The 21616-nt window shown below is 59.9% G+C and carries 18 protein-coding genes; 10 read left to right on the top strand and 8 right to left on the bottom strand.

Annotated elements, in window-relative coordinates; all coding sequences use genetic code 11:
- Positions 1-86: 86 nt before the first annotated feature.
- The 3 genes from G547_RS0111285 to G547_RS0111275 all read right to left on the bottom strand — a co-directional run bounded on the left by G547_RS0111285 (position 87) and on the right by G547_RS0111275 (position 3309).
- Positions 87-629 (bottom strand): PEP-CTERM sorting domain-containing protein, encoded by a 543-nt coding sequence (locus tag G547_RS0111285; protein ID WP_027329946.1) that lies wholly within the window; start codon positions 627-629, stop codon positions 87-89.
- 197 nt (positions 630-826) lie between these two features.
- Positions 827-2227 carry a methyl-accepting chemotaxis protein gene (locus G547_RS21140; RefSeq protein WP_084645929.1) on the bottom strand — a complete coding sequence of 467 codons (1401 nt, stop codon included), beginning with the start codon at positions 2225-2227 and terminating at the stop codon, positions 827-829.
- Between the two features lie 206 nt (positions 2228-2433).
- Positions 2434-3309, bottom strand: a complete 876-nt coding sequence (locus G547_RS0111275; protein ID WP_027329945.1) for a TraB/GumN family protein — start codon at positions 3307-3309, stop codon at positions 2434-2436.
- Positions 3310-3584: 275 nt separating this feature from the next.
- On the opposite strand from G547_RS0111275, the gene G547_RS0111270 reads away from it, so the two are divergent.
- Positions 3585-4037: a YaiI/YqxD family protein gene (locus G547_RS0111270; RefSeq protein ID WP_027329944.1), complete on the top strand. Its 453-nt coding sequence runs from the start codon at positions 3585-3587 to the stop codon at positions 4035-4037.
- A gap of 49 nt (positions 4038-4086) precedes the next feature.
- Here G547_RS0111270 and G547_RS0111265 read toward each other — a convergent pair whose 3' ends face one another.
- Positions 4087-5595, bottom strand: a complete 1509-nt coding sequence (locus tag G547_RS0111265) for a PH domain-containing protein (RefSeq protein ID WP_027329943.1) — start codon at positions 5593-5595, stop codon at positions 4087-4089.
- Positions 5573-6154, bottom strand: coding sequence for a PH domain-containing protein (locus tag G547_RS0111260; protein ID WP_027329942.1), 582 nt, complete (start codon positions 6152-6154; stop codon positions 5573-5575). The genes G547_RS0111265 and G547_RS0111260 overlap by 23 nt, the downstream gene beginning before the upstream one ends.
- 474 nt (positions 6155-6628) lie before the next feature.
- Between G547_RS0111260 and G547_RS21135 the strand changes: the two genes are divergently transcribed.
- A complete protein-coding gene (locus G547_RS21135) occupies positions 6629-8704 on the top strand; it encodes a PQQ-dependent sugar dehydrogenase (protein ID WP_051235291.1) in 2076 nt (691 codons plus the stop codon).
- Between the two features lie 121 nt (positions 8705-8825).
- Here G547_RS21135 and G547_RS0111250 read toward each other — a convergent pair whose 3' ends face one another.
- Together G547_RS0111250 and G547_RS0111245 are read right to left on the bottom strand one after the other, a co-directional pair.
- Positions 8826-9152 (bottom strand): rhodanese-like domain-containing protein, encoded by a 327-nt coding sequence (locus G547_RS0111250; protein WP_027329941.1) that lies wholly within the window; start codon positions 9150-9152, stop codon positions 8826-8828.
- Between the two features lie 64 nt (positions 9153-9216).
- Positions 9217-9648 (bottom strand): CBS domain-containing protein, encoded by a 432-nt coding sequence (locus G547_RS0111245; RefSeq protein ID WP_027329940.1) that lies wholly within the window; start codon positions 9646-9648, stop codon positions 9217-9219.
- Between the two features lie 421 nt (positions 9649-10069).
- On the opposite strand from G547_RS0111245, the gene G547_RS0111240 reads away from it, so the two are divergent.
- Positions 10070-10762: a hypothetical protein gene (locus G547_RS0111240; RefSeq protein WP_051235289.1), complete on the top strand. Its 693-nt coding sequence runs from the start codon at positions 10070-10072 to the stop codon at positions 10760-10762.
- Between the two features lie 39 nt (positions 10763-10801).
- Here the strand turns inward: G547_RS0111240 and G547_RS0111235 are convergent, their stop codons facing one another.
- On the bottom strand, positions 10802-13129 hold the full coding sequence (locus G547_RS0111235) for a Tex family protein (RefSeq protein WP_027329938.1): 2328 nt from the start codon (positions 13127-13129) through the stop codon (positions 10802-10804).
- A 171-nt stretch (positions 13130-13300) separates the two neighbouring features.
- Here G547_RS0111235 and G547_RS0111230 point away from each other — a divergent pair, with 171 nt between their 5' ends.
- The 7 genes from G547_RS0111230 to G547_RS0111200 all read left to right on the top strand — a co-directional run bounded on the left by G547_RS0111230 (position 13301) and on the right by G547_RS0111200 (position 21599).
- A complete protein-coding gene (locus G547_RS0111230; protein ID WP_027329937.1) occupies positions 13301-13678 on the top strand; it encodes a GntR family transcriptional regulator in 378 nt (125 codons plus the stop codon).
- Entirely contained in the window at positions 13675-14559 is an 885-nt protein-coding gene (locus G547_RS0111225; RefSeq protein WP_027329936.1) for an ABC transporter ATP-binding protein, read from the top strand. Before G547_RS0111230 ends, G547_RS0111225 begins: the two co-directional genes overlap by 4 nt.
- Positions 14559-15494, top strand: coding sequence for a hypothetical protein (locus tag G547_RS22700; protein WP_027329935.1), 936 nt, complete (start codon positions 14559-14561; stop codon positions 15492-15494). Before G547_RS0111225 ends, G547_RS22700 begins: the two co-directional genes overlap by 1 nt.
- Positions 15495-15605: 111 nt before the next feature.
- Positions 15606-16904, top strand: coding sequence for an efflux RND transporter periplasmic adaptor subunit (locus tag G547_RS21125; RefSeq protein ID WP_051235286.1), 1299 nt, complete (start codon positions 15606-15608; stop codon positions 16902-16904).
- Positions 16901-20041 carry an efflux RND transporter permease subunit gene (locus G547_RS21120; RefSeq protein WP_051235284.1) on the top strand — a complete coding sequence of 1047 codons (3141 nt, stop codon included), beginning with the start codon at positions 16901-16903 and terminating at the stop codon, positions 20039-20041. The genes G547_RS21125 and G547_RS21120 overlap by 4 nt, the downstream gene beginning before the upstream one ends.
- On the top strand, positions 20042-20362 hold the full coding sequence (locus G547_RS0111205; protein ID WP_027329934.1) for a DUF3144 domain-containing protein: 321 nt from the start codon (positions 20042-20044) through the stop codon (positions 20360-20362). It begins immediately after the preceding gene.
- Positions 20363-20609: 247 nt separating this feature from the next.
- Positions 20610-21599, top strand: a complete 990-nt coding sequence (locus G547_RS0111200) for a lipid A deacylase LpxR family protein (protein WP_027329933.1) — start codon at positions 20610-20612, stop codon at positions 21597-21599.
- Positions 21600-21616 lie beyond the last annotated feature (17 nt).

Below are 21616 nucleotides of genomic sequence, written 5' to 3'. Positions count from 1 at the left end.
AAAAGCCCGCAAATCCTTGCGGGCTTTTTTCGTGAAGTTGCATCTTCCTTGATCTGGGTACTCCGTCCTTGCCTGATCCACTCTCCTTAGTGGGCTACCCGGCGCCGGGCCAATCCCAAGCCAATCAATCCCAATCCCATCAGTATCAGAGCGCTCGACTCCGGTACGTCTACTACGGTCTTTCCAAAAATCGCGACATGTGAAATGGCGCCACCCGGTCCGGGGTAGAAATCTTGTAAGTCCAGACTGTCGGTGCCATTCCAGTCTGCCAGGCTGAACAGGTACTGAGGCAGGTTGCCATCTTTGACGATCAAGTAGCACTCGGGGCAAATAATGGACGGACCGCCTGTGAAGGTAATCAGTGCGTCATTGGGGTCGCCCCAGTACTCCGTTGAATAAGAGCCGGCGAAGCCTCCTTCATCTACACCTTGGTAATTCGATTTGTAAAACAGATCAAGGCTGGAGCTGGTGCCGACAATCGAGGCTACATTGCTGGCGTTAAGTGTGCCGTTTTGATCACTGGTCCAGTCGGCATCCGAGGGCATTAGCATCAATGCTTGCGCGTGGCCGGCGATCACCAATACCAGCGCGGCCATACCGTAGCGAAGTCCCTGCATTGAAATTTTCATGGAAGTTACCTGCGAATCAACGTACTGCGTCTCTTTAAAACCTCTTGCCGGTCTAACACCGGCATCGCCCAGAACAAAGCAGGTACTGTGCCAGATTCTCTAACTCCTTGTGTTGCATGCCGTTGCTTCGGCTCCGTGATTTTTTAAACGAGCAGTTTGTAAAGTTGGCCGACGCGAAAATCGACGGTTTGGCGGATTTATCGAGAGGTGGCCAGTGCGGACAGGCGTACATCCACCCCGAGTACTCGAGGCGTCCCACCAGGCATTGTCACCGGCACCGCGACGGTAAAGCAGAAGTCATCGGTGGCGTCTGAGCGGTAAACGTCGGTGATATGCGGTTTGCCGCTACTGAGAACGGCCTTGAACCAGTGACGCTCTCGCCAGTCTGTACCGCGGGCGACGGTACCATCGAGGTGGGAAAGCGCTTGGCAGAAAATGTTGTCGCTTAATTGTTGGCCGGCGCCGTCCACCAGATAGGCCAGCTCGAAGGTTTTGTCCCGACCCAGAGCCCGGCGCAGCGCGGCGTGAGTCTGGGGCAGGTCGTCCTGGCGCAGCGCGGGGTCCCGGGCCAGCTGTTCGACCTTCCGCTGAGCCTCTCGGTGTAGTTCCAGTTGAAAGCCGCCCAGGCCCTCAAGCAGTCGGTCACTCTGGTGGTGAACGGCATCGCCCAGCGTCCCCATTTGTTGGGCGCTGCTTCTGAGGTCGGCGGCGGCATGGGAAACGGTGTGAACCTGCTGATTCAGGTCGCCGATAGCCTGCCCGATTTGAGAAATGCCCGTGGCCATGCCGCTGACTTGGCCATCCAATTGATCCATGGCGCTGCGCACCGACCCCAGTTCGGTGCGCAGTTGAGTCACGCCCTGCTCCCCGTCGCAAACCGCTCCCTGCATCTGGTGGCCCGCCTCCGTCAACTGCGTCACTTCCTGACGGAAGCGATCAATGATCTGGGCGACCTCATCGGTGGCCTCTGTGGTGTGGTGGGCCAGGCGTCGTACTTCTTCCGCCACCACGGCAAAACCGGCGCCGTGAACGCCCGCACGGGCGGCTTCGATGGCGGCGTTCAGGGAGAGCAGGTTGGTCTGCTTGGAAATGTCTGCAATCACGCTGATGACATTGACCACACTCTCCAATTGGGCTTGAAGTTCTCCAATGGCACTGCCAAGTCTCTGTTCGCTGTGACTGATTGCCCGGATGTTTCCCAAAACGCTTTCGCTGCCAGCCTCGCATTGGCGCAGCGAGGTGGCCACCTGGGACGACAGCCGCGCTACCTCGGCGGCGCCGGGTACCAATTCGGCCTCAAGTGTGGCCGTGACCTCCTCGCTGGTGCTGGCGAAGGTACCGGCGGCCCCGGTCAGAGCCTGGCCGTTATCGTCTGCGCTTTCGGCGAGTTTGCGCAACCGCGGTGCTTCTCCGGCAATGGTGACGGCCGCCGAGACGCTGAGCTCGATTCGATGGTGCAGCTCCTGCACAAACTGATCAATGGCAAGACTGGAGGCATCTTGCCGGGCCAGTCGTCGGGTCAGATCCCGGGATTGCAGTAACTCGTAGAGAGGTTCCTCGGCATCGCCACGACCCCATGGCCAATTGATGGCTCCCATAACGCGCTCCAAAGGCAGGATAGGTAGGAAATGCCCCGGGGAATGGGGCTGCAAGGAAATCCAGCAAATAGAGTGCCATGTGGCGCTATAATCATTTTTTTTGGCCGGGCGTCAGCCGCGGCGGGGCGTTGAGCGAGGCGGAAAGCGTTGAAACCGCAGAGAGGAGCCGCCGTTGCGCACTGCAGTGGTGCACAACGGTCGGTCATTTACTCGCCGATGGTGTAAGACTTGACCCGGTAGCCCGCTTTCTCAAGTTGCTCCAGCAGGCTGTCCTCTCCTGCCAGATGCAGGGATCCGACCAGCACCAGTTCAACCGCCTCGTCCTCAAATAGCCCCTTGATCACGGGCAGCCAGTCCTTGTTTCGCTCCACCATCAGGGTCTGATACATCTCCGGCGCCTCTTCTTTCATGGGTTTACCCAGGTCCCGGTAGAGGGTGTCCATATCCCCGGCCTTCCACGCCGACACGGTGGTTTCCATCATCTGGTCAAAGCGGCGCAGGTCCCGCAATGTCGCTTTGATGATTTCGTCGCCATCATGTCCGGCCAGCGCTTTCATATAGCCGAGCACAGCTTGGGTGGATTCGAGCTGTCCGGTGGGCTTGTTGTCGGCTTTGGCCCGGTTGAAGTAGTGGGTATCCACGCCTTTGGTTATTCCCTTTTGCTGGGCGGTCATCACCGTCATCATCATGCTGACGAACGCCGGATCGAAACCGACGAACTGTTGGATGGGAAACTGATTCTGCTTGGAATAGCGCGCCAGTGACTCCCATACCTCGGCGCTGAGCTCGGTGCTGAGAGATTTTCCGGGCGGGTAGAGCATCAGCTGCATCATCTGTTGACTAAAGGCCGGATCCTGGATCTGGGCCATATCCGCTTCCAGATACAACGCGTCGGCCTCCTCGTAGGCGGCGTCGAATTCGGCGGGCAGAGGAAACTCAGTGGGATGCAATAGGTGGATGGTGCCGCCGAGTAATATCCTTTGCCCTCCCTTACTCACTTCGAAAAGCGTGGTCGAGGCGTGGGCCGAGAGCGTGAACAGCAGAGCCAGGGCGGCCCCGGTGGCGCGTAGAACAGTGGTCATGACGGGCAATCCTCTTGCGTTGTGGTTTGAGCTCTTTTTAGAGGGCGTAGAGCGCAGATCCTAAGGGTTGGTAAAGGCAAACGCAACGCCACTCGCGGGGGCGGTCAATCCGCCTGTCTTCTTCATAGAGTGGGCCGACGCCTGGCTTTCATAGTGCCAAGCAAAGCGGGCGAAATCGTGTCTCGCAAGATGTGGGAGATCGCTAACGCTTGACGCCCCCTGTGACTCTACACGGAAAGTGATACCATTCGGGCGAACTTGAACCGGAAATACCTATGCCAATCTGGGTTGATGCGGACGCCTGTCCCGTTGTTGTCAAAGAGATTCTGTGCCGCGCCGCCGAGCGCTGGAAAGTACCCACGACCTTTGTCGCCAACCGCGGCATCAACGTGCCGCCCTCCCCGTTTATCAAAACCCGTCAGGTGCGCGCCGGCTTTGATGTGGCGGACAATGAAATCGTGCGGTTGATGAACCCGGGGGATCTGGTCATTACCCAGGACATTCCGCTCGCGGCGGAGGTGGTGGACAAGGGTGGCGTGGCAATGAGTCCTCGGGGTCAGCCCTACACTGCAGAGACCATTCGTCAGCGCCTGGCCATGCGCAACCTGATGGAAGAGCTACGCAGTACCGGCGAGGTGACTGGCGGGCCCAGTGGCTTTTCCCAAACCGATCGAAAGCAGTTTGCCGACTACCTCGACCGATGGTTGCAGAAAAACGTGCGCCGCTGAAGCCGGTCCATCCCCCCTTCTGAGCGCCGAGGGTCATTTTAGTAACCGACTAGAACCACGCCCGCTGAAATTCCGTCACGTCCCCCATTAATCGGTCCCGTAGTGTTCGGGCGGTCGAGATCGGGAGGTAACCAATGGTGGTTGGCCCGTCCGTGGTCCATACCATCAGGTGGCTCAACCCCAGTTTGCGAAGAATCGGTGGCTCGTGCACGGCGATCTTTTGCAGCTTGCCGGTCGGCAGCCACTGCTCTTTTCGTCCGATAAAGCCATGGCGCACGGCCAGCCAATCGTTCTGAATGTCGTATCGGGTTTGCGACCACCGCCGCCAGAGTATCAGGACAAACGCCGGGTACCACAGCAGCGCCCAGCCAACGGCGGCTGACCAATGCTGACCGGTCGATAGCAGAATCGCCCCGGTGATGAGCGCAAAAAGCGTGGCGAACGTCAGGGTGTAATCGACAATGTACCAGGGGTGGATCGCTTTCCAGGCGGGCTTCGGGAGCGCGAACTGCTCCCGCAGTGCTTCCAGCCGCTCGGTGGTGAGCACCGGCACCACAAACCGCTGAGACAGCTGGGCGTTGCCTTGCTGGAAATGCCCGGCCTTGCTGATCAACAGGCTGTGGCGTCGCAGCAGCCGGGCGATCATGCCCTGGGTGATCTGCAGGCGCTGCATCTTGGGAAGGCGCAGCCCCCGTGTGCGCTGGGTGCCCAGGCCAAAGTGGGCCTGAAAGCGCTCGCCATGGCGCGCCAGCGAATAGTTGCCGTAGTACACCATGGCCACGATCATCGATACCGCAAACAGCAGCACGATACCCACAACGATAAACACCACGCCGGCCAAGAAAGCCGCCAAAAACGCCGACCAACCGGAATGGGTCAGTGTTTCCACCCAGGGCAGCGCTCGCAGCCAGGCGAGCCAGCTTTCCATGGCCGGGCCCATGTACTGGCCCAGGGGTGCCGCCAGCGGCGCCAGAAAGAGCAAGGCGTTGTGCATCAGGCCGTAGCGGGCGACTTCTTTGAAGGGCAGCCTCAACTCATAATCCGGAGCGTCATCTCCCTTCGAGTCGGAATCTTGAAACTGGGCCTGTGAGGTTGCGGAGGCTTTGCGGTCGAGAACCTGCTGGCGCAGTTGTTCTGCCACCGCCACGGGAATACCCGGGATGTTCACTTCCTGCTGTCCCGAGCCGGCACTTTCAAAACCGAGGGTGGCCAGCCCGAGGGGCCTAAAGTAGAAGGGATTGATAATGTCGGCCTGCTGAACCCGCTCGAAATCCAGGCTGAGGCGTTTGCGATGAAACAGACCCGAGCGAATCTGAATGCGGTCCTTCTCCACCTTAAAGCGAAAGACCCAATACTGCACCACCGCATTCAGCAGTAGCACGACCAGCACCAAGGGCACGCCATAAATGAACAATAGCTCGCGCCCTTTCTCACCGCCCGCCAGCGCGCCTGCCAGAAGGGGCCAGAGGTTGACCAGGTTGGGGATCGCCTTCAGAAAAAAGTAGACCGCGGAGACCGGCGAGACCCGCTGCCACTCACTCTCGCTCGGTGTCGACATGCCTGTCTCCCTCCGGGGTATCATTGATAGGGGCCGAGCTGGCTTCCTCTGTGGCACGTCGAGTGAGATGGGCTTTCAGTCGTTGGGCCAGATTGGTTTCCAGCCCCGGCACTTTGACATCCGACTTGAAGCCGCCGGCGGTGTACACCACCAGCTCGCTCAATCCATTGAAGCGTTCCAGCGGCCCCTGGGTGATTTCCACGTGTTGAATACGGTTGATCGCCACCGAGACGGTGCGGAACCACCAGCAGCCGGTGCGCAAATGCACGTCCCGCTCGCGCAACAGATACTGAGTGCGCCGCACTTTGCGCGGCACCCAGACCATCACCAAAAACAGCACTACCAACGCGCCAGCGATCGAAGGCCCCCAACTGAACGGCGTCACTGGCGTTGAGAAGAAAACCGGGAACCAGGGTCCGAGGGTAACGGCCAGGCCGATCAGGGCCAGCCGAAGTCGAAGCACGTTTCGGTAGCGAGGGTGAATGGGCTCCCAGGGTTCGGGCTCAAGCGGCGGTAACCGCCGGCTGTCGAGGGAGGGGTCTTCCAAGGTGGTCGCCATGGCGTATCCTTACTCTATTGTGATTATGAGGTGCCAAAGATTGTACCGCGTATGGGCCTTGTCGCAAGGGGATGGATAGTACCGTTACCCAAAGCCCTTGCCCGCTATAGGCACGTCAGGATCATAACCGGGTCACAGTAACGACGGTTGCGGGCGACTAGACTGAGAGGTACTCGATGACCCTCTCGATGGAGGCCTCCGATGCGCATCCTGGTGATCTGGTTACTGCTTTGCCTAATGTTGTCGGCCTGCGGCGGCTCTGGTGGGGAGGCAGGAAGCGATGCCTCCAGCTGGGCAGTTTCCTCCTCCACCCCTGCGACTTCCAGCGAATCGTCGGTTTCTTCTTCAACCAGCAATTCCAGTGTCGCCGTCAGTTCCAGTCGTGAGCAATCCTCCTCGGAAAGCATTGGATTGAATACGCGTCCGTCCAATGAGACTTGTCTGGCTGGTGCATCTCCGGATGGGAGCAGCGCCGTGTCGCTGGAACGAGCCTTTCCCGGAGTGAGTTTCAATCAACCCGTGGCGATGCTCCAGGCACCGGGGGATGACAGTCGGTGGTTTGTGGTGGAGCAGCCCGGCCGTATTCAGATGTTTGCCAACGACCCGGCCGTGAGTTCGACGAATGTGTTTGCCGACCTGCGCGAACGAGTGGATGACAGCGCCGCCGAGTCCGGACTGCTGTCCATGGCCTTTCACCCGGATTTTGCCGAGAACGGCGAGGTGTTTCTGTACTACCAGGTGTCGGAAGATACTACCCCGCCGATCGAGGACGATTGCTGCGTCAGCCAGCTGGTTCGCTACCAGACCAACGCCGATGGCACCGCTCTGGATGCCGACTCTGCCGAGGTGCTACTCCGCTACACGGCCCCTTACCGCTCAAAAAACCATTTCGGGGGGCGCTTGGGTTTTGATGACGACGGCTACCTGTATCTGAGCATTGGCGATGGCGGCGGGGCCGGGGACCCCGACAATCGAGCGCAGAACACCGCCAACCTTTGGGGCAGTCTGATCCGTATAGACGTCGACAGCGGCTCACCCTATGGCATTCCCGCCGACAACCCGTTTGCGGACCAGTCGGCTTTCCTGTGCGACTCGGATACCCAAATGCAGCAAAAGCAGGCCGCCGGGGGTGACTGTCCGGAGCTCTATGCCTGGGGGCTGCGCAACCCCTGGCGCTGGGCGTTTGATTCGGATACCGGCGTTCTATGGCTCGCGGATGTGGGCCAAGGCGCCTGGGAGGAAGTCAACCGCATTGAACGCGGCGGCAACTACGGCTGGGACATTCGCGAAGGGGCGCATTGCTACAGTGCCAGTAACTGCGACACCAGCGGGTTGATTGACCCGGTCGCCGAAGTCCCTCAGCCGGACTTCCGGTCCATTACCGGCGGTGTGGTTTACCGGGGCAGTGCCATTGCGTCACTGCAGGGGAAATACCTGTTCGGCGATTACGTCACCGGTCGGTTCTACGCATTGGCGGATAGCGACCCCGAGCAAGCGGGTTTGGAAATCGAAGTGCTGGACGACAGCACCGGCTTGGGTATCGCCTCCTTCGCGCAGGGTCCGGCGGGCGAGGTGTACCTGGTGGATTACGGTGGTGGCGTGCACCGTGTGGTCGCCAACGATCCGGAAAACGAGACCGGTGGGCCGCCGGCGCAGCTGTCCGATACCGGCTGCGTCAATCCCGATGCACCCTGGGAGCCGGCCGAGGGGCTGATTCCCTACCGGGTGAACGCGCCTTTCTGGTCCGACGGCGCCGACAAGCGTCGGTGGTTGGCGCTGCCGAATGATCAGACTATTGCGATCGATGAAACGGGTGATTGGCAACTGCCGCCCGGCAGCGTGGTCATGAAAAACTTTTATCGTCAGGAGGTGTTGATCGAAACCCGTTTGTTTATGCACCACACTGACGGTCGCTGGGCCGGTTACACCTACGCCTGGAATGACGATGGCACTGACGCCCAACGGGTCCACGGCGGCCGAGTGGAAACCCGACAGGGTCAAGCGTGGATCTACCCCACTGGCAGCGAATGCCTGCAGTGTCATACCGCGGCGGCGGGAAGGACGCTGGGCCTGGAAACCGCTCAGCTGAACGGGACCTTCCTCTATCCAGGTACGGGGCGCCGTGCCAATCAGTTAGTCACCCTCCATGCCATCGAAGTACTTGACTCTGAGCCTGGAACGGAACGATTGCCCGACCCCTATGCCGATCTTCAGGCCGACCGGTTAGCCGATCAGGCGCGCGCCTACCTGCATACCAACTGCGCCCAATGCCATCGCCCGCAGGGCCCGACCAACCTCAACATGGACCTGCGCTACAAAACGGCGTTGGGGGCGATGACTATTTGCAATGTGGCGCCGCAGAACGGCGGCTCGCCGGAGGAACGCCGGCTGCTTCCCGGCGATGCCAATGCCTCGGTGCTGGTGACTCGGATGAGCCTGCGCAATCATGCCGATCAGATGCCGCCCATTGGCAGTCATCGGGTGGATCAGGAAGGTGAAGCGCTGTTGCGGGAATGGATTAACGCCATGGCGTCCGACCGGTGTGACTGAGGGCTTTCCTGGCGTTTTCGAGGTGGTGCTCTCAATGCAATGCCGAAACGCCACATATCCTGCAGCCATAAAAAAGGAGCGGTGTCAGCCGCTCCCTTGGTGGGGTCACCCGGTGATCCGGTTACGCCGCTTTTTTCTGCTCAAACCAGTCTTTCGTGCCGCCTTCATAATCGAAGACACTGGTAAAACCGGCGTTCTCCAGCTTTTTGGCCGCCTGGGGTGAGGCGTCGCAATCAAAGTTCGCGCAGTAAACCACCACCTTGCGTTGTTTGTCACCGACGACTTTCTCAGTAACCTGCTCAAAGTCATCGTCATCCACCGGCACGTTGATGGATGTGCGAATGTGAGCGTCGTTGAATGCTTTGTTGGGAAGCACATTGATCAGCACAAAATCTTCGTGCTCGGCTTCATTCATGATCTTCAATTCATCGCGGCTAATGGCTTGCATAGGTACCTCCTGGTTGCTTCGTTCCAAAAATTGAGAGGCCGAGTGGCATCGGGCTGTTCTGAGTTCAGGCCGCTTTCGAGGCGATCGCCTCAGCCGTCTGTTCGGCCAAGTCGGTCTCGCGGCGGCGAAGAATATCGCCCAGGCTGATTACGCCTCTGAGCTGCTTCTCATCCTGATTGTTGAGCACCACCAACCGATAAATCTGTTGCTCTCGCATGCGTTTGGTGGCCGCCTCCAAGCTGTCGTTTTCAAAGCAATACAACACCTGATGGGTTTCCGCCCGTTCGACCGGTGTCTCGTCCGGGTTCCAGCCTTCGGCCAGCGCCCGAATCACCAAGTCTCGGTCGGTCACAACGCCCTCCAACCGGCCTTTGGCTTCGGTTCCGATGGCCAGAAAGCCACTGTCGAGGTCGCGCATCCGCCGAGCGGCATCGCTGATGCTGGTGTTGGGTGCAATAAACTCGCAGGACTGGGTCATCACGTCTCGAACTTGCATAACAACCTCCTTTCTTTTCCGTACCGACCGGCTAGAAATTCAGTTGTGCGACAAGGCCTACCGGCCGATAAAACAAGTGTCGAAAACGCCGACGTCAAAAAGGCACTCCGCGCTATGAGCGGAATTTTGCGTCGGCCCAAGCCGACTTCTCATTGCCTTGTGTTACTCATTGTAGACCCGGTTTGCCGCCTTGTGTTCCAGTTAGAATGAGACGGTTGCTCAAGCATCGCGAGTATGAAAATGCAGAATAAACGATGGCTCATCGAGAACGGTCCACTTACCGAGCGCGTGTGGATGCTGTGGTGCGTTTTCGAATGAGTTTAAAATACAGTTTGTTCGGTGTTGAAAGCGCCGGTACTTTTCCAACTGGAGCACATTCATGCAGTGTCCCAAATGCCAACATCCTCGTTCTGAAAGGCAGATGACCTGCACCCGGTGCGGCCTGGTGTTTCATAAATACGATGATTACCTGCGTCGGCGGGAACAGTTGACCCGGCCGGCTCGGCGATCCGGTTGGGGCGAGTGGCTGACCACCCTCAGGGCCTATCTTGCTGTACCGACGCCGTCCATGAAACGCTACTTGGGCGGGTATCTGGTGCTTTGGGGATTGTTTGTGGTGTGGGGCATGAGTTACCTAATACTGAGCGTGGAGGAGCTTGGCCGGGGGTTTCACTTTATGCATCAAGTGAACCTGCCGTTTCACGAGGCGGGGCATGTAATATTTGGCCTGTTCGGACAGTTTATCGGCTCCTTGGGGGGCACCCTGGGGCAACTGGCGATTCCGCTCATCTGTGCCATCGCACTGCTGAAAACCCGTCACGACACCTTTGGTGCGAGCCTTTGTATGTGGTGGTTTGGACAAAACTTTCTGGATATAGCGCCCTATATGGCGGATGCGCGGGCCGGGGAGTTGCCCCTGTTAGGCGGCAATTATGGCAAGTCGTCGCCCTACGGTGTTCACGATTGGGAGTATCTTCTCGGGGAGACCGGTCTGTTGGCGTACGATCAGACCCTGGCGGCGATCGTGCTGAACCTGGGCCGGCTGATCATGTTGGCCGCTATGCTGTGGGGCGGGTATTTGCTGTGGCGGGCCCACCGGGATAACAACCGTTGAGCCCGCCCGGCTTTACCAACTCGGGCGGGCCGGGTCGGATTATTTTTTCTTCATCGCTTCCTGTAGCAGCGCGCCCATGCTGCCTAGCGCTGCCCCCTGGTTGCCACCCTGACGGCTCTTTTGGCCACCCTGGTTTTTGGGCGCGCGGCGCGAGCCCCCCTTGGGGCCTTCGGTCTTCTCGCCGGGTTCGTCGTCCAGGCGCATGGACAGGCCGATGCGTTTGCGCGGCACATCCACTTCCATGACTTTCACTTTTACCACGTCCCCGGCTTTCACTACTTCCCGTGGGTCTTTTACGAAGGTGTTCGACAGGGCGGAGATGTGGACCAGACCGTCCTGGTGGACACCGATATCGATAAAGGCGCCGAAGTTGGTGACGTTGGTGACCGAACCCTCCAGGATCATGCCCGGCTCCAGGTCCTTGATGGTGTCCACGCCTTCCTGGAACTGGGCGGTTTTGAATTCCGGGCGCGGGTCGCGGCCGGGTTTGTCCAGTTCGCTGATAATGTCAGTGACGGTGGGCACGCCGAATTTTTCGTCGGTATAGTCACCCGCTTTCAAGCTGCGCAGAAACGCCGAGTCGCCGATCAGGCCTTTCAGCTCCCGAGCATTAATCTGCGCGATTTTTTCCACCACGCTGTAGGCTTCCGGGTGAACGCCCGAGGCATCGAGCGGATTATCGCTGCCGGCGATTCGCAAAAAGCCCGCTGCTTGCTCAAAGGTTTTGTCGCCCAGGCGCGGCACCTTTTTCAATTCGGTGCGTGAACGAATGACGCCGTTGGCGTTGCGAAACTCCACAATGTTGTTGGCCAGGGTCTGGTTCAAACCGGACACTCGAGCCAGCAATGGCGCCGAAGCGGTGTTCACTTCTACGCCCACGGCGTTTACACAGTCTTCCACCACCGCATCCAGTTCCCGCGCGAGTTGGGTCTGGGAGACGTCGTGCTGGTACTGGCCGACGCCGATGGATTTGGGATCGATTTTCACCAATTCCGCCAGAGGGTCCTGCAGGCGGCGGGCGATGGAGATGGCGCCGCGAATGGTTACATCCAGGTCCGGAAATTCCTTGGCGGCGAATTCCGAAGCGGAGTACACCGAAGCGCCGGACTCGTTCACCATCACGCTCTTGGCGTTGAGATCGCTGTGTTTTTTCAGCACGTCCTGCACGAACTTTTCGGTTTCCCGGGAGGCGGTACCGTTGCCGATGGCGATCAACGCCACGTCGTATTTCTTGCAGAGCTGAACGATCTTGGCTTCCGCCTCGGCCATTTTGAATTGCGGGGCTGTGGGGAAAATCGCGCCGTGATCGAGCACCTTGCCGGTGGCGTCCACAACGGCGACTTTCACACCAGTGCGCAGACCGGGGTCCAGGCCAATGGTGGCTTTCTGGCCGGCGGGAGCGGCCAGCAACAGGTCTTTCATGTTGGCGGCGAAGACCTTGATCGCCGCTTCTTCGGCTTTCTCGCGCAACTCACCGAGCAGGTCGGTTTCCAGGTGGGTGAGCAGCTTGACCCGCCAGGTCCAGCGCACCACCTCGCTCAGCCATTTGTCGCCGGCGCGGCCCTGGTCGCGAATGTCCCAGTGCTCGGCCACCATGCCCTCACAGGGGTGGGCGGCGGTGCGGTCTTCCTCCTTCCCCAGGGTAAGAGCAAGGTTGAGAATGCCTTCGTTGCGCCCCCGGAACATGGCCAGCGCCCGGTGGGAGGGGACGCTTTTGAGCGGTTCGTCATGCTCGAAATAGTCCCGGAATTTCTGCACTTCCTGGGATTGATCGCTGTCTTTGCCCGGGGCCACACGGGCGCTCAGTTGGGCTTCCTGGTACAGGAAGTGGCGCAGCTTACCGAGCAGCTCGGCGTCCTCACTGAAGCGCTCCATGAGAATAAACTTGGCGCCGTCCAGGGCCGCTTTGGTGTCCTCGATTTTGTGCTCGGGGTTGAGGAACTTGGCCGCTTCGGCTTCCGGGTCCAGCGTGGGGTCTGCCTGCAGGGCGTCGGCCAATGGTTCGAGGCCGGCTTCGATGGCGATCTGGCCCTTGGTGCGGCGCTTGGGTTTGTAGGGAAGGTAGAGGTCTTCCAGGCGGGTCTTGGTATCCGCGGCCCTGATGTCGCGCTCCAGCTCAGGCGTCAGCTTTTCCTGCTCGGCGATGCTCTTGAGAATGGTCTCGCGCCGGTCTTCCATCTCTCTCAGGTAGCGCAGCCGCTCCTCCAGAGTCCGCATTTGCGTGTCATCCAGGCCCCCGGTGACCTCTTTGCGGTAGCGGGAGATAAACGGCACGGTGGCGCCCTCGTCGAGCAGGGCGACGGCGGCGGCGACTTGTTGTTCCCGACAGCTGAGCTCGTCGGCGATACGCTGGGAGATGCTGGTCATAACGGCACCTGGGTTTCCATCAATTGAGTTACAGAAGCCGCTCATTATCCGCAAATGGGCGGCCCAGACCAGTCTTGTTTTTACGCCGTTTTTGTGAGAGCAAAAAACGCTTGCGCTTCCGATTTATGCTGTTATAGTTATGTATAACACCAGTTCACTGTAGGAGTGATTGTGACCGACCTCTGGAACGATGACCAGCCGATTTACCGCCAGCTGTACGAGCGGGTCGTGCGCCTGATCCTGCGGGGTGACTTTGCCGAGGGCGACGCCCTGCCCTCAGTGCGTCAGCTCTCGGCGGACTATCGCATCAACCACCTGACGGTCGCGAAGAGCTATCAGGCTCTCGTTGATGAGGGGCTGGTGGAGAAACGCCGCGGCCTGGGCATGTTCGTGCTGGAGGGGGCACGTGAGCGCTTACTCGCCCGTGAACGCCAGCTGTTTCTGGAAAAAGAGTTGCCCGAGCTCATACGTCGGGCGCGGGAATTGGGTATTGAACCGGCGGTTTTGCAGGACGCCGTGACGCAACAGTGTAAGGAGAAAAGCGAATGAATGCGGTGATCGAAGCTCGCGGGCTACGCAAGGCCTATGGCGATAAAACAGTACTGAAAGGCATTGATCTGACCCTGGAGCGGGGACGGATCATGGGCTTGATCGGCCCCAACGGGGCCGGCAAAACCACTTTGCTCAAAGGCATTCTGGGGCTGGCGCCGGTGGACGGTGACTTGAAGGTGCTGGGGCTGAATCCGCAGCGCCATCGCACCGCGCTGATGGAGCGTGTGTCCTTTATCGCCGATACCGCCATTTTGCCGGGCTGGCTGAAGGTCAGCGAAGCACTGGCCTATATGGAGGGGGTTCACCCCCGGTTCGACCGCGCCCGCGCGGAGGACTTCCTGTCCCGCACCGGCATCGAGCGGCGCAGCCGGGTGAAGGAGCTGTCCAAGGGCATGATCACCCAGTTGCACCTGGCGCTGATCATGGCCATCGACAGCCAACTGCTGGTGCTTGACGAGCCCACGCTCGGGCTCGACATTCTGTATCGCAAGCAGTTCTACACCAGCCTGCTGAATGATTACTTCGACGAACAGAAAACCATTCTGGTTACCACCCATCAGGTGGAGGAGATCGAGCACCTGCTCACCGACGTGGTGTTTATCGGTGACGGCGAGCTCAAGCTCAATAGCACGATGGAAGCGCTGGAGCGGGAGTATGTGGAATTGCAGGTGGCGCCCGAGCAGGTAGCGGAAGCGCGCCGGTTCGGGCCGATTCACGAACGCACCCTGCTCGGAGGCGTAAGCCTGATTTATGAAGGGGTCTCCGCCGAGGTGCTCTCGCCTCTGGGTGAGGTCAAAACACCGGGATTGGCGGACCTGTTTGTGGCCAAGCTACAAACCCCCGCCCAAAAAGGCGCCAGCCAAGGGAGGACAGCCTGATGAACCATTTACCCTTACCCATACAATTTCAGCGGGAGTTCTGGGAGAGTCGGGGCAGCTTTGTGCGCACGCCGATCTGGATTGCGCTGGTGCTGGCCGCCCTTCTGCTGATGGGCATGCTGACCTCGAGCTTTGAAATTGATTTGGCGTTGAACGAGTGGCGCCAGTCACCGGAGCAAATGAACGAGTTCGAAGAGGGTGCCGAGTTGCTGCAGGCGTTGATGCGGGGGGATTTGTTCAGTAGTCATCCGCAAGTGCTGCGCATGGCTCTGGCGGCGATATCGATTCCCTTTGTCTTCGCCCTGCTGCTGATCAGTCAGATGTATCTGTTGGGCTGCCTCTATGGCGACCGCAAAGACAAGAGTGTGCTGTTCTGGAAGTCTCTGCCGGTGTCGGAAACGCGCGTCGTGCTGACCAAACTGGTGTTCGGGGCCTTGCTGGGCCCGGCCATTTTCCTGGTGGCCTCCCTCGCCGTGGGTCTGCTACACCTGTTGATGATGTTGGGCTTCGCCTCGCTCAAGCTGGGGGTTGAGATGCCCGGGTTGGGGACCTTGCTGAGTACGTTTGTCGGCCACAGTCTGGGCCTCATGTCCGGGTGGTTGCTGTTTGCACTCTGGTTCGCCCCATTATTTGCCTGGCTGCTGCTGGCCTCGGCCTGGTCGCGCAAGTCACCGTTTCTGGTGGCCTTTGGGGTGCCGGTGGTATTGATGGTGGTGGAACTGTGGCTGCTGCGCAGCGTCAACCTCTGGAACGCCGTCTGGGTGCCGTCTCACGAGTCTTTCGAAGCGCTGGTTCAATCCCAGCTCCGCCCCTGGGCGCTGCTGGAGCATTGGGGGCATGCCCTATCGGCTCCGGCCTTCTGGCTCGGTGCGGTGGTGACGGCCGGCTTCACGGCAGGGGCGATCTGGTTGCGCAACTATCGGTATGAACTGTAAAAGCGGACGGTCAGGCTCGGTAAGCCGGGCTCCGGGCTGTATGGGGCTGCGCCCTAGTGTATGAGTAGACTGGCGCCAATGGTGGGGCTGGCAGAATAACGGAGGAGCGTTTTGAAAGCGTCTTATGGGGTACAACGCGTGCCGCTGGTATTGGTCATTATTGCAATCGGTGTGGTCGGGGTCGCGGCGCTGTTGATGTTGAAGCCCCGGCCGACGCCTCACCCCGAGGTGGACCCGCCCGAGCCGGTGGTACAGATTGTCCGGGTGAACCTGGAAGACCGCGCCTTGACAGTGGAAACCCAAGGCACGGTGGCGCCGCGGCGGAATATCCAGCTGATCAGTCAGGTGGGAGGGCAGATCGTAGAGGCGGCGCCGGAGTTTGTGGCCGGGGGGCGTTTCGACCAGGGCGACTGGCTGGTGCGCCTGGACCGGCGGGACTACCAGAATGCACTGGCACGGGCCGAATCCCAGTTGCGAGACGCCGAGCGGGTCCTGGCCGAAGAGCGCGGTCGGGCGCGGCAGGCCGAGCGTGAATGGCGGGATCTGGGCAACCAGCAGGCCAACGAGTTGTTCCTTCGCCGTCCCCAGATCGCCGCCGCCGAAGCCGCCGTGGAAGCGGCGCGGGCTGAGCGGAACCAGGCCCGGCTCGACCTGGAGCGTACGGAAATCCGCGCGCCTTTCAGCGGTCGTATTCGCCAGACCCAGGCCGATCTGGGCCAGTTCATCAGCCCCGGCAGCGCCATCGCGGAAATCTATGACGATGCGGTGGCTCAGGTCCGTCTGCCGCTGATGGATGATCAGGCCGCGTTGTTGGACTTGCCCCTGGGTACGGCCATCGAACCGTCGGAGCGCCCCGCAGTGACGTTCTCAGGTCGGGTGTTGGGCGAGCGCCATCAGTGGCAGGGGGCGGTGGTGCGCACCGAGGCCAGCCTGGATGCCCAGTCCCGCATGTTGCATGCGATTGCCGAGGTGCCGGAGCCGTTCAATACCGAGCGCCATCCGGCGCCACTGTTGATGGGCCTTTTTGTCCAGGCGGACATCGACGGTCGTGAGCTGGACGACATCACCTCGCTCCCCATTACCGCCGTGTTCGAGCGAGATCGGATTTACACCGTGAAGGAAACGGAAGCCGAAAGCGGTGAAGCCGGTGGGGAGAAAATCGTCCAGGAAAAGCGCGTTCGGGTGCTGAAGGTGGATGGCGACCGGATCTGGGTCAAAGGCCCGTTGACCGAGGGGGAGGCCGTGATTGTGGACCGCCAGGGGTATGTCAGCCCGGGCGTGGCGGTGCGGTTTCCCGAGGAGGAGGCCTCCTCCTCAGAAGCTTCCAGTGTTGAAGGTAAAACGGAGCACGCAGCCGATGCTGAGGAGACCCCCGAAACGCCCACCGAGCCTGGCGGAGCCGACGCATGAACCGGTTGATTCAATGGTTTGTGGAAAACCGGGTAGCGGCGAACCTGTTGATGGTTCTGATTTTCCTGGGAGCGTTGGCCAGCATCGGCAAGCTGGATAAAGAAGTCTTCCCGACCGTCTCGCTGAATTTTATCGAAGTCTCCATGAGCTACCCGGGGGCCGGCCCCTCGGAAGTGGAGGAGCAGGTGGTCATCCGAATCGAGGAGGCCATTGCGGATATCGACGGCATTGAGGAGATCACTTCCGTCGCCAACCAGGGCTACGGCACCGTTACCGCCGAAGTGGTCGAAGGCTACGACCCCCAGACCGTGCTTAACGACATCAAAACCCAGGTGGATGCCATCAACACCTTCCCGGGGGATGTGGAGCGGCCGGTCACCCGTCAGCGGGTGGGCCGCAGCTTCCTGATGAGCCTGGCGCTCTATGGCGAGGTGAGCGAAGCGGCTCTCAAGGAAACCGGCAATCGGGTGCGCAACGAACTGACCCTGCTGGACGGGGTGTCCCACGTCGAACTCAATGGTACCCGCCCCTACGAAATGGGCATCGAGGTGTCCGAGGAGAGTCTGCGCCGTTTTGGTTTGAGCTTTAATCAGGTGGCCCAGGCGATTTCCCAGTCGTCCTTGAACGTGCCGGCGGGAGTGATTCGGGCCCACAGCGGCGATATCCAGATTCAGACCCGCAATCAGGCCTACAGCGCGGAGGATTTCGGGCGGATTCCGGTGATCACCCAAGCCGACGGCACCCAAGTTCTGTTGCGCGATGTGGCACAGATTCGGGACGGGTTCGACGATTGGAGCGTCTTTGCGCAGTTCAATGGCAAGCCGGCGGTGTTTCTGGAGTTGTCGATCACCGAAAACCCGGACATCGTCGCCTCGGCCCGCGAGGTCAAATCTTATATCGAGCGCACCCAGGAGATACTCCCCGCCGGTTTGACCCTGCAAGTCTGGCGGGACATGTCGAAGCTCTATGAAGGTCGCCTCAATCTGCTGTTGGAGAACGCCGTCACCGGTCTGATTCTGGTGTTCATTGTGCTGATGCTGTTTCTGCGGCCGCTATTGGCGGTCTGGGTCTGCATCGGTATTGCCACGGCGTTCGCCGGTGCGGTCTGGTTGCTGCCCTACACCGGGGTCAGCGTCAATATGATCTCCCTGTTCGCGTTTCTGCTGGTTCTGGGGATTGTCGTTGATGACGCCATTATTGTGGGTGAGAGTATTTACACCCGCCATCAGCAGGGTCTCAAGGGCACGGCCAGTGCGGCCAGCGGTGCAAAACTGGTGGCCATACCGGTCTTTCTGGCGGTGATCAGCACCATCATCTTTTTCGCCCCCATGATGGTGATTCCAGGGGCCATGGGCACCATCACGTTTGCGATTCCGGTGGTGGTCATTTTGTGCCTGGCGTTCTCTTTGGTGGAAAGCCTGTACATCCTTCCCTCCCACCTTTCCCACCTGAAGCCTGAGCGTGAAAGCCGCTGGCAAGCGTTGCGCCACCTCTCTCATGCCCGCCAAAAAGTGGCCAACGGTCTGGACTGGTTCGCCGAGCGTGTTTACCTTCGGGGGCTGACCCGGTTCCTGGAGCACAAACTGGCGACGTTGGCCGGTTTTGCGGTGGCATTCTTTCTGTCTCTGGCCGTGTTTATTGGGGGCTGGTTGATCATCAGCTTTATGCCCATGGTGCCCTCGGATTACCTTGAAGCGAGAGTGACCCTGCCCGAGGGAACCCCCTTCCAGGAAACCCGCCGGATCATGCGTCAGGTAGAGTCGGCTGCGCTTAAGCTCGAGACGGATGAGCAACTGACCCGTGACGGTGGTGCGGATTTTATCGACGGTATTCAGACCTGGGCCTGGGAGAACAATATTTACGTTTCCGTCGGGCTGGTGGGCGCGGAGGAGCGGGAGGTCTCCAGCCCGAATGTCAGCCGACGCTGGCGGGAGCTGATCGGCGATATTCCGGAAGCCAAGGAATATCGGCTGGAGTACACCATCAACGCCGCGGGCGACGATATTAACCTGAACCTGAGTATCGCCGACAATGACCTGGAAGCCCAGCAGCGGGCGGCCGAGGCGGTCAGCGAGGCGCTCGGTACCTTCCCCGATGTGTACGAGGTGGAAAACACCATTGAGGAGGCCCGCCAGGAGATCGATATCAACCTGCGCCCGGGCGCCGAAGCCTTGGGGGTGACCTTGAGAGAGGTGGCCGAGCAGGTGCGTCAGGCCTTCTACGGGGCGGAAGTCCAGCGCATTCCGCGCGGCATTGAGGACGTTCGGGTGCTGGTGCGCTACCCCAGAGAGGAGCGCCGTCACGTTTCCCAGCTCGAGCGCATGCGCATCCGTCTGCCGGATGGCAGCCAGATCCCGCTCATGGAAGTGGCCGAGGTGGAATTCGTGCCGGGTTATTCATCCATCGAGCGGCGCGATCGCAAACGCACCATCGGCATCAGTGCAAGCGTCGAGGAAGGCGGCGATGCCAATGCGATTGTGCAGGAATTGCTACGCCGCAACCTGACTCAATGGCAGCAACAGTACCCGGGGCTGACTTTGGCGCCGGACGGCAATATGCAGGACCAGGCGGAGTTCATGAGCTCCCTGAGCAAGAACTTCCTACTCGCGGTGCTGATCATTTACGGCCTGATGGCGGTCAACTTCCGCTCCTATTGGCAGCCGGTGGTAATCCTGACGGCCATTCCTTTCGGCTTTATGGGGGCCGTCATCGGCCACCTGGTGATGGGGCGGGAGGTCAGTATGCTGTCCATGTTGGGCTTTCTGGCCTGTGCCGGCGTGGTGGTCAATGACAACCTGGTGCTGCTTGATCGAATCAATGCGCTTCGGCATCAGGGGCTGGCGGTGCTCGATGCGGTGTTGCGGGCCGGCCGCGACCGCTTCCGGGCTATTGTTCTGACCTCGGTGACCACGTTTATCGGACTGGTGCCCATTATGGCGGAGCAGAGTGTGCAGGCGCGCTTTCTGATTCCGATGGTCATTTCCCTGGCCTTTGGGGTACTCTTTGCCACCACCGTGACCCTGATCCTGGTGCCCACCCTCTACCTCTGCGCAGACCGGGTGGGTGAGCGTTGGCAGCGCTGGCGCCAGCGCAATGACCGGAAGGGCATTGACCCACTGACGACGACGGAGTCCTGAATGAATCAGCCCCCTGAACACGATGAAGAAACCTTCTGGAACCTGGTGGACCAGTTTATTGAGCAGGCGAACAACGCCGTGGATCAGGCCGGGGACCCGGCCCTGGTCAGCGCCGCTCTGCTTCAGGCCTGCTCGCGTTTCAACGCGTTTGTCGTGGCGGCGGCCTCCCTGGATCGCAAGGAATACACCGAGGAGATGCCCTCGGCCCTGTCGTTTCTGAGCGATCAGTTCCGGGAACAATTGGAAGCCGACCTGGAGGATTATCGCGAGCATTACAAGGTCTATATCGCCAAAGACCGCCCCGAGGATCCCCTCCATTAGCCGTTGGCTAAAAATTGACCCGCGGGGCCCAATGAGGCGTTGAAATGGGCCCCGAGCGCGTTTCAGGCGCCCATCAACCTTGCCATTACAGTTGTTAACATGGGTTATGGTGGGGGCATGCTACCCTTTTCTATAATATTTTGAGCAATCATCGATCGCTCTTTATTCCTCGTACTCATTGACAGTATTCACCGTCGGCGCCCTGGCTTAGTGCTGGAACGCTCCGACGCAGCCAGGAGTTGTGTCTATGCAAAAGCGTGTTGCCGCCTCGGCGATGCTGACCTTTTTTCTTTGTTGTGTGACGACAGCCAGGGCCGATGTTGACTGGTTTACCACCCTGTGGCACAACGACGTGTTCCTTGATAAAGATGGCGGTGGCTACACCAACGGCCTCTACTTTTCCTGGTTCGACCTCTCCGAAAGCAGCGATGAAGATTTCAAGCCGGCCTTGTTGACGCGCCCGCTGAACAGCTGGTTGATGCCGGAGTTCGACGGCCAGTTGCAGGTCAATGAATTCACCTTCGGCCAGGCGATGATGACTCCCAAAAACATCAAAAAAGCCGTTCCCGACGAGGATGATGCGCCTTACGGCGGGCTGCTGATGTTCCGTTCGGCCTATACCCTGGTGGATGAGCGTATCTCCGATACACTCGCCGTCACTGTGGGGATTGTCGGCCCTTCCTCCGGAGCCGAGGAGGCCCAACGGGCGATTCACAAGCTGGTGGGCGCCAATGAGCCCCAGGGCTGGGACTATCAAATCAAGGATGAGCCGGTGGGGCAGATTAAGCGCACCCGCGTCTGGCGCTACGGTGGCGGCGATCACGAAGGTGTGGGCAGCGATCTGCTGCTTATTGGCAGCGGTTCTCTGGGTAATCTCGGCAGCTCCCTGGGCGGTGCGGTGCTTGTGCGTTACGGTCGCGGCCTGGAGAGCAGTTTCGGGACGGCCGGTCAGGTCATCGGACGGGTCAGCAACCCCATGGCCATCGACAGTGGCTGGAACGTCTATACCGGGGTTGGTGCGGATTATGTCTACAATCAGATTTTCGTAAGCGGTGGCGGCCTGCGCTCGGGCCAGAGCGCGGACCTGCGCCACGACCAATATGCGTTCTACGCTGGCGCGTCCTACGCCTGGAAGCGGTTCAGCCTGACGCTAAGCTACGTCAATAATTCCAAGCTGGATAAGAATTCCAGCGCCCGGCAGGAATTTGGCGCCCTTAAACTGGGCTGGAAACTCTGATTTGACGGGCCGGACTC

This window comes from Marinimicrobium agarilyticum DSM 16975 (genome assembly GCF_000423345.1).
In the GTDB taxonomy this organism is placed as follows: Bacteria; Pseudomonadota; Gammaproteobacteria; order Pseudomonadales; family Cellvibrionaceae; genus Marinimicrobium; species Marinimicrobium agarilyticum.
The sequence above is the reverse complement of the archived record's forward strand: the minus strand, read 5'-3'. Positions and strand labels throughout refer to the sequence as shown.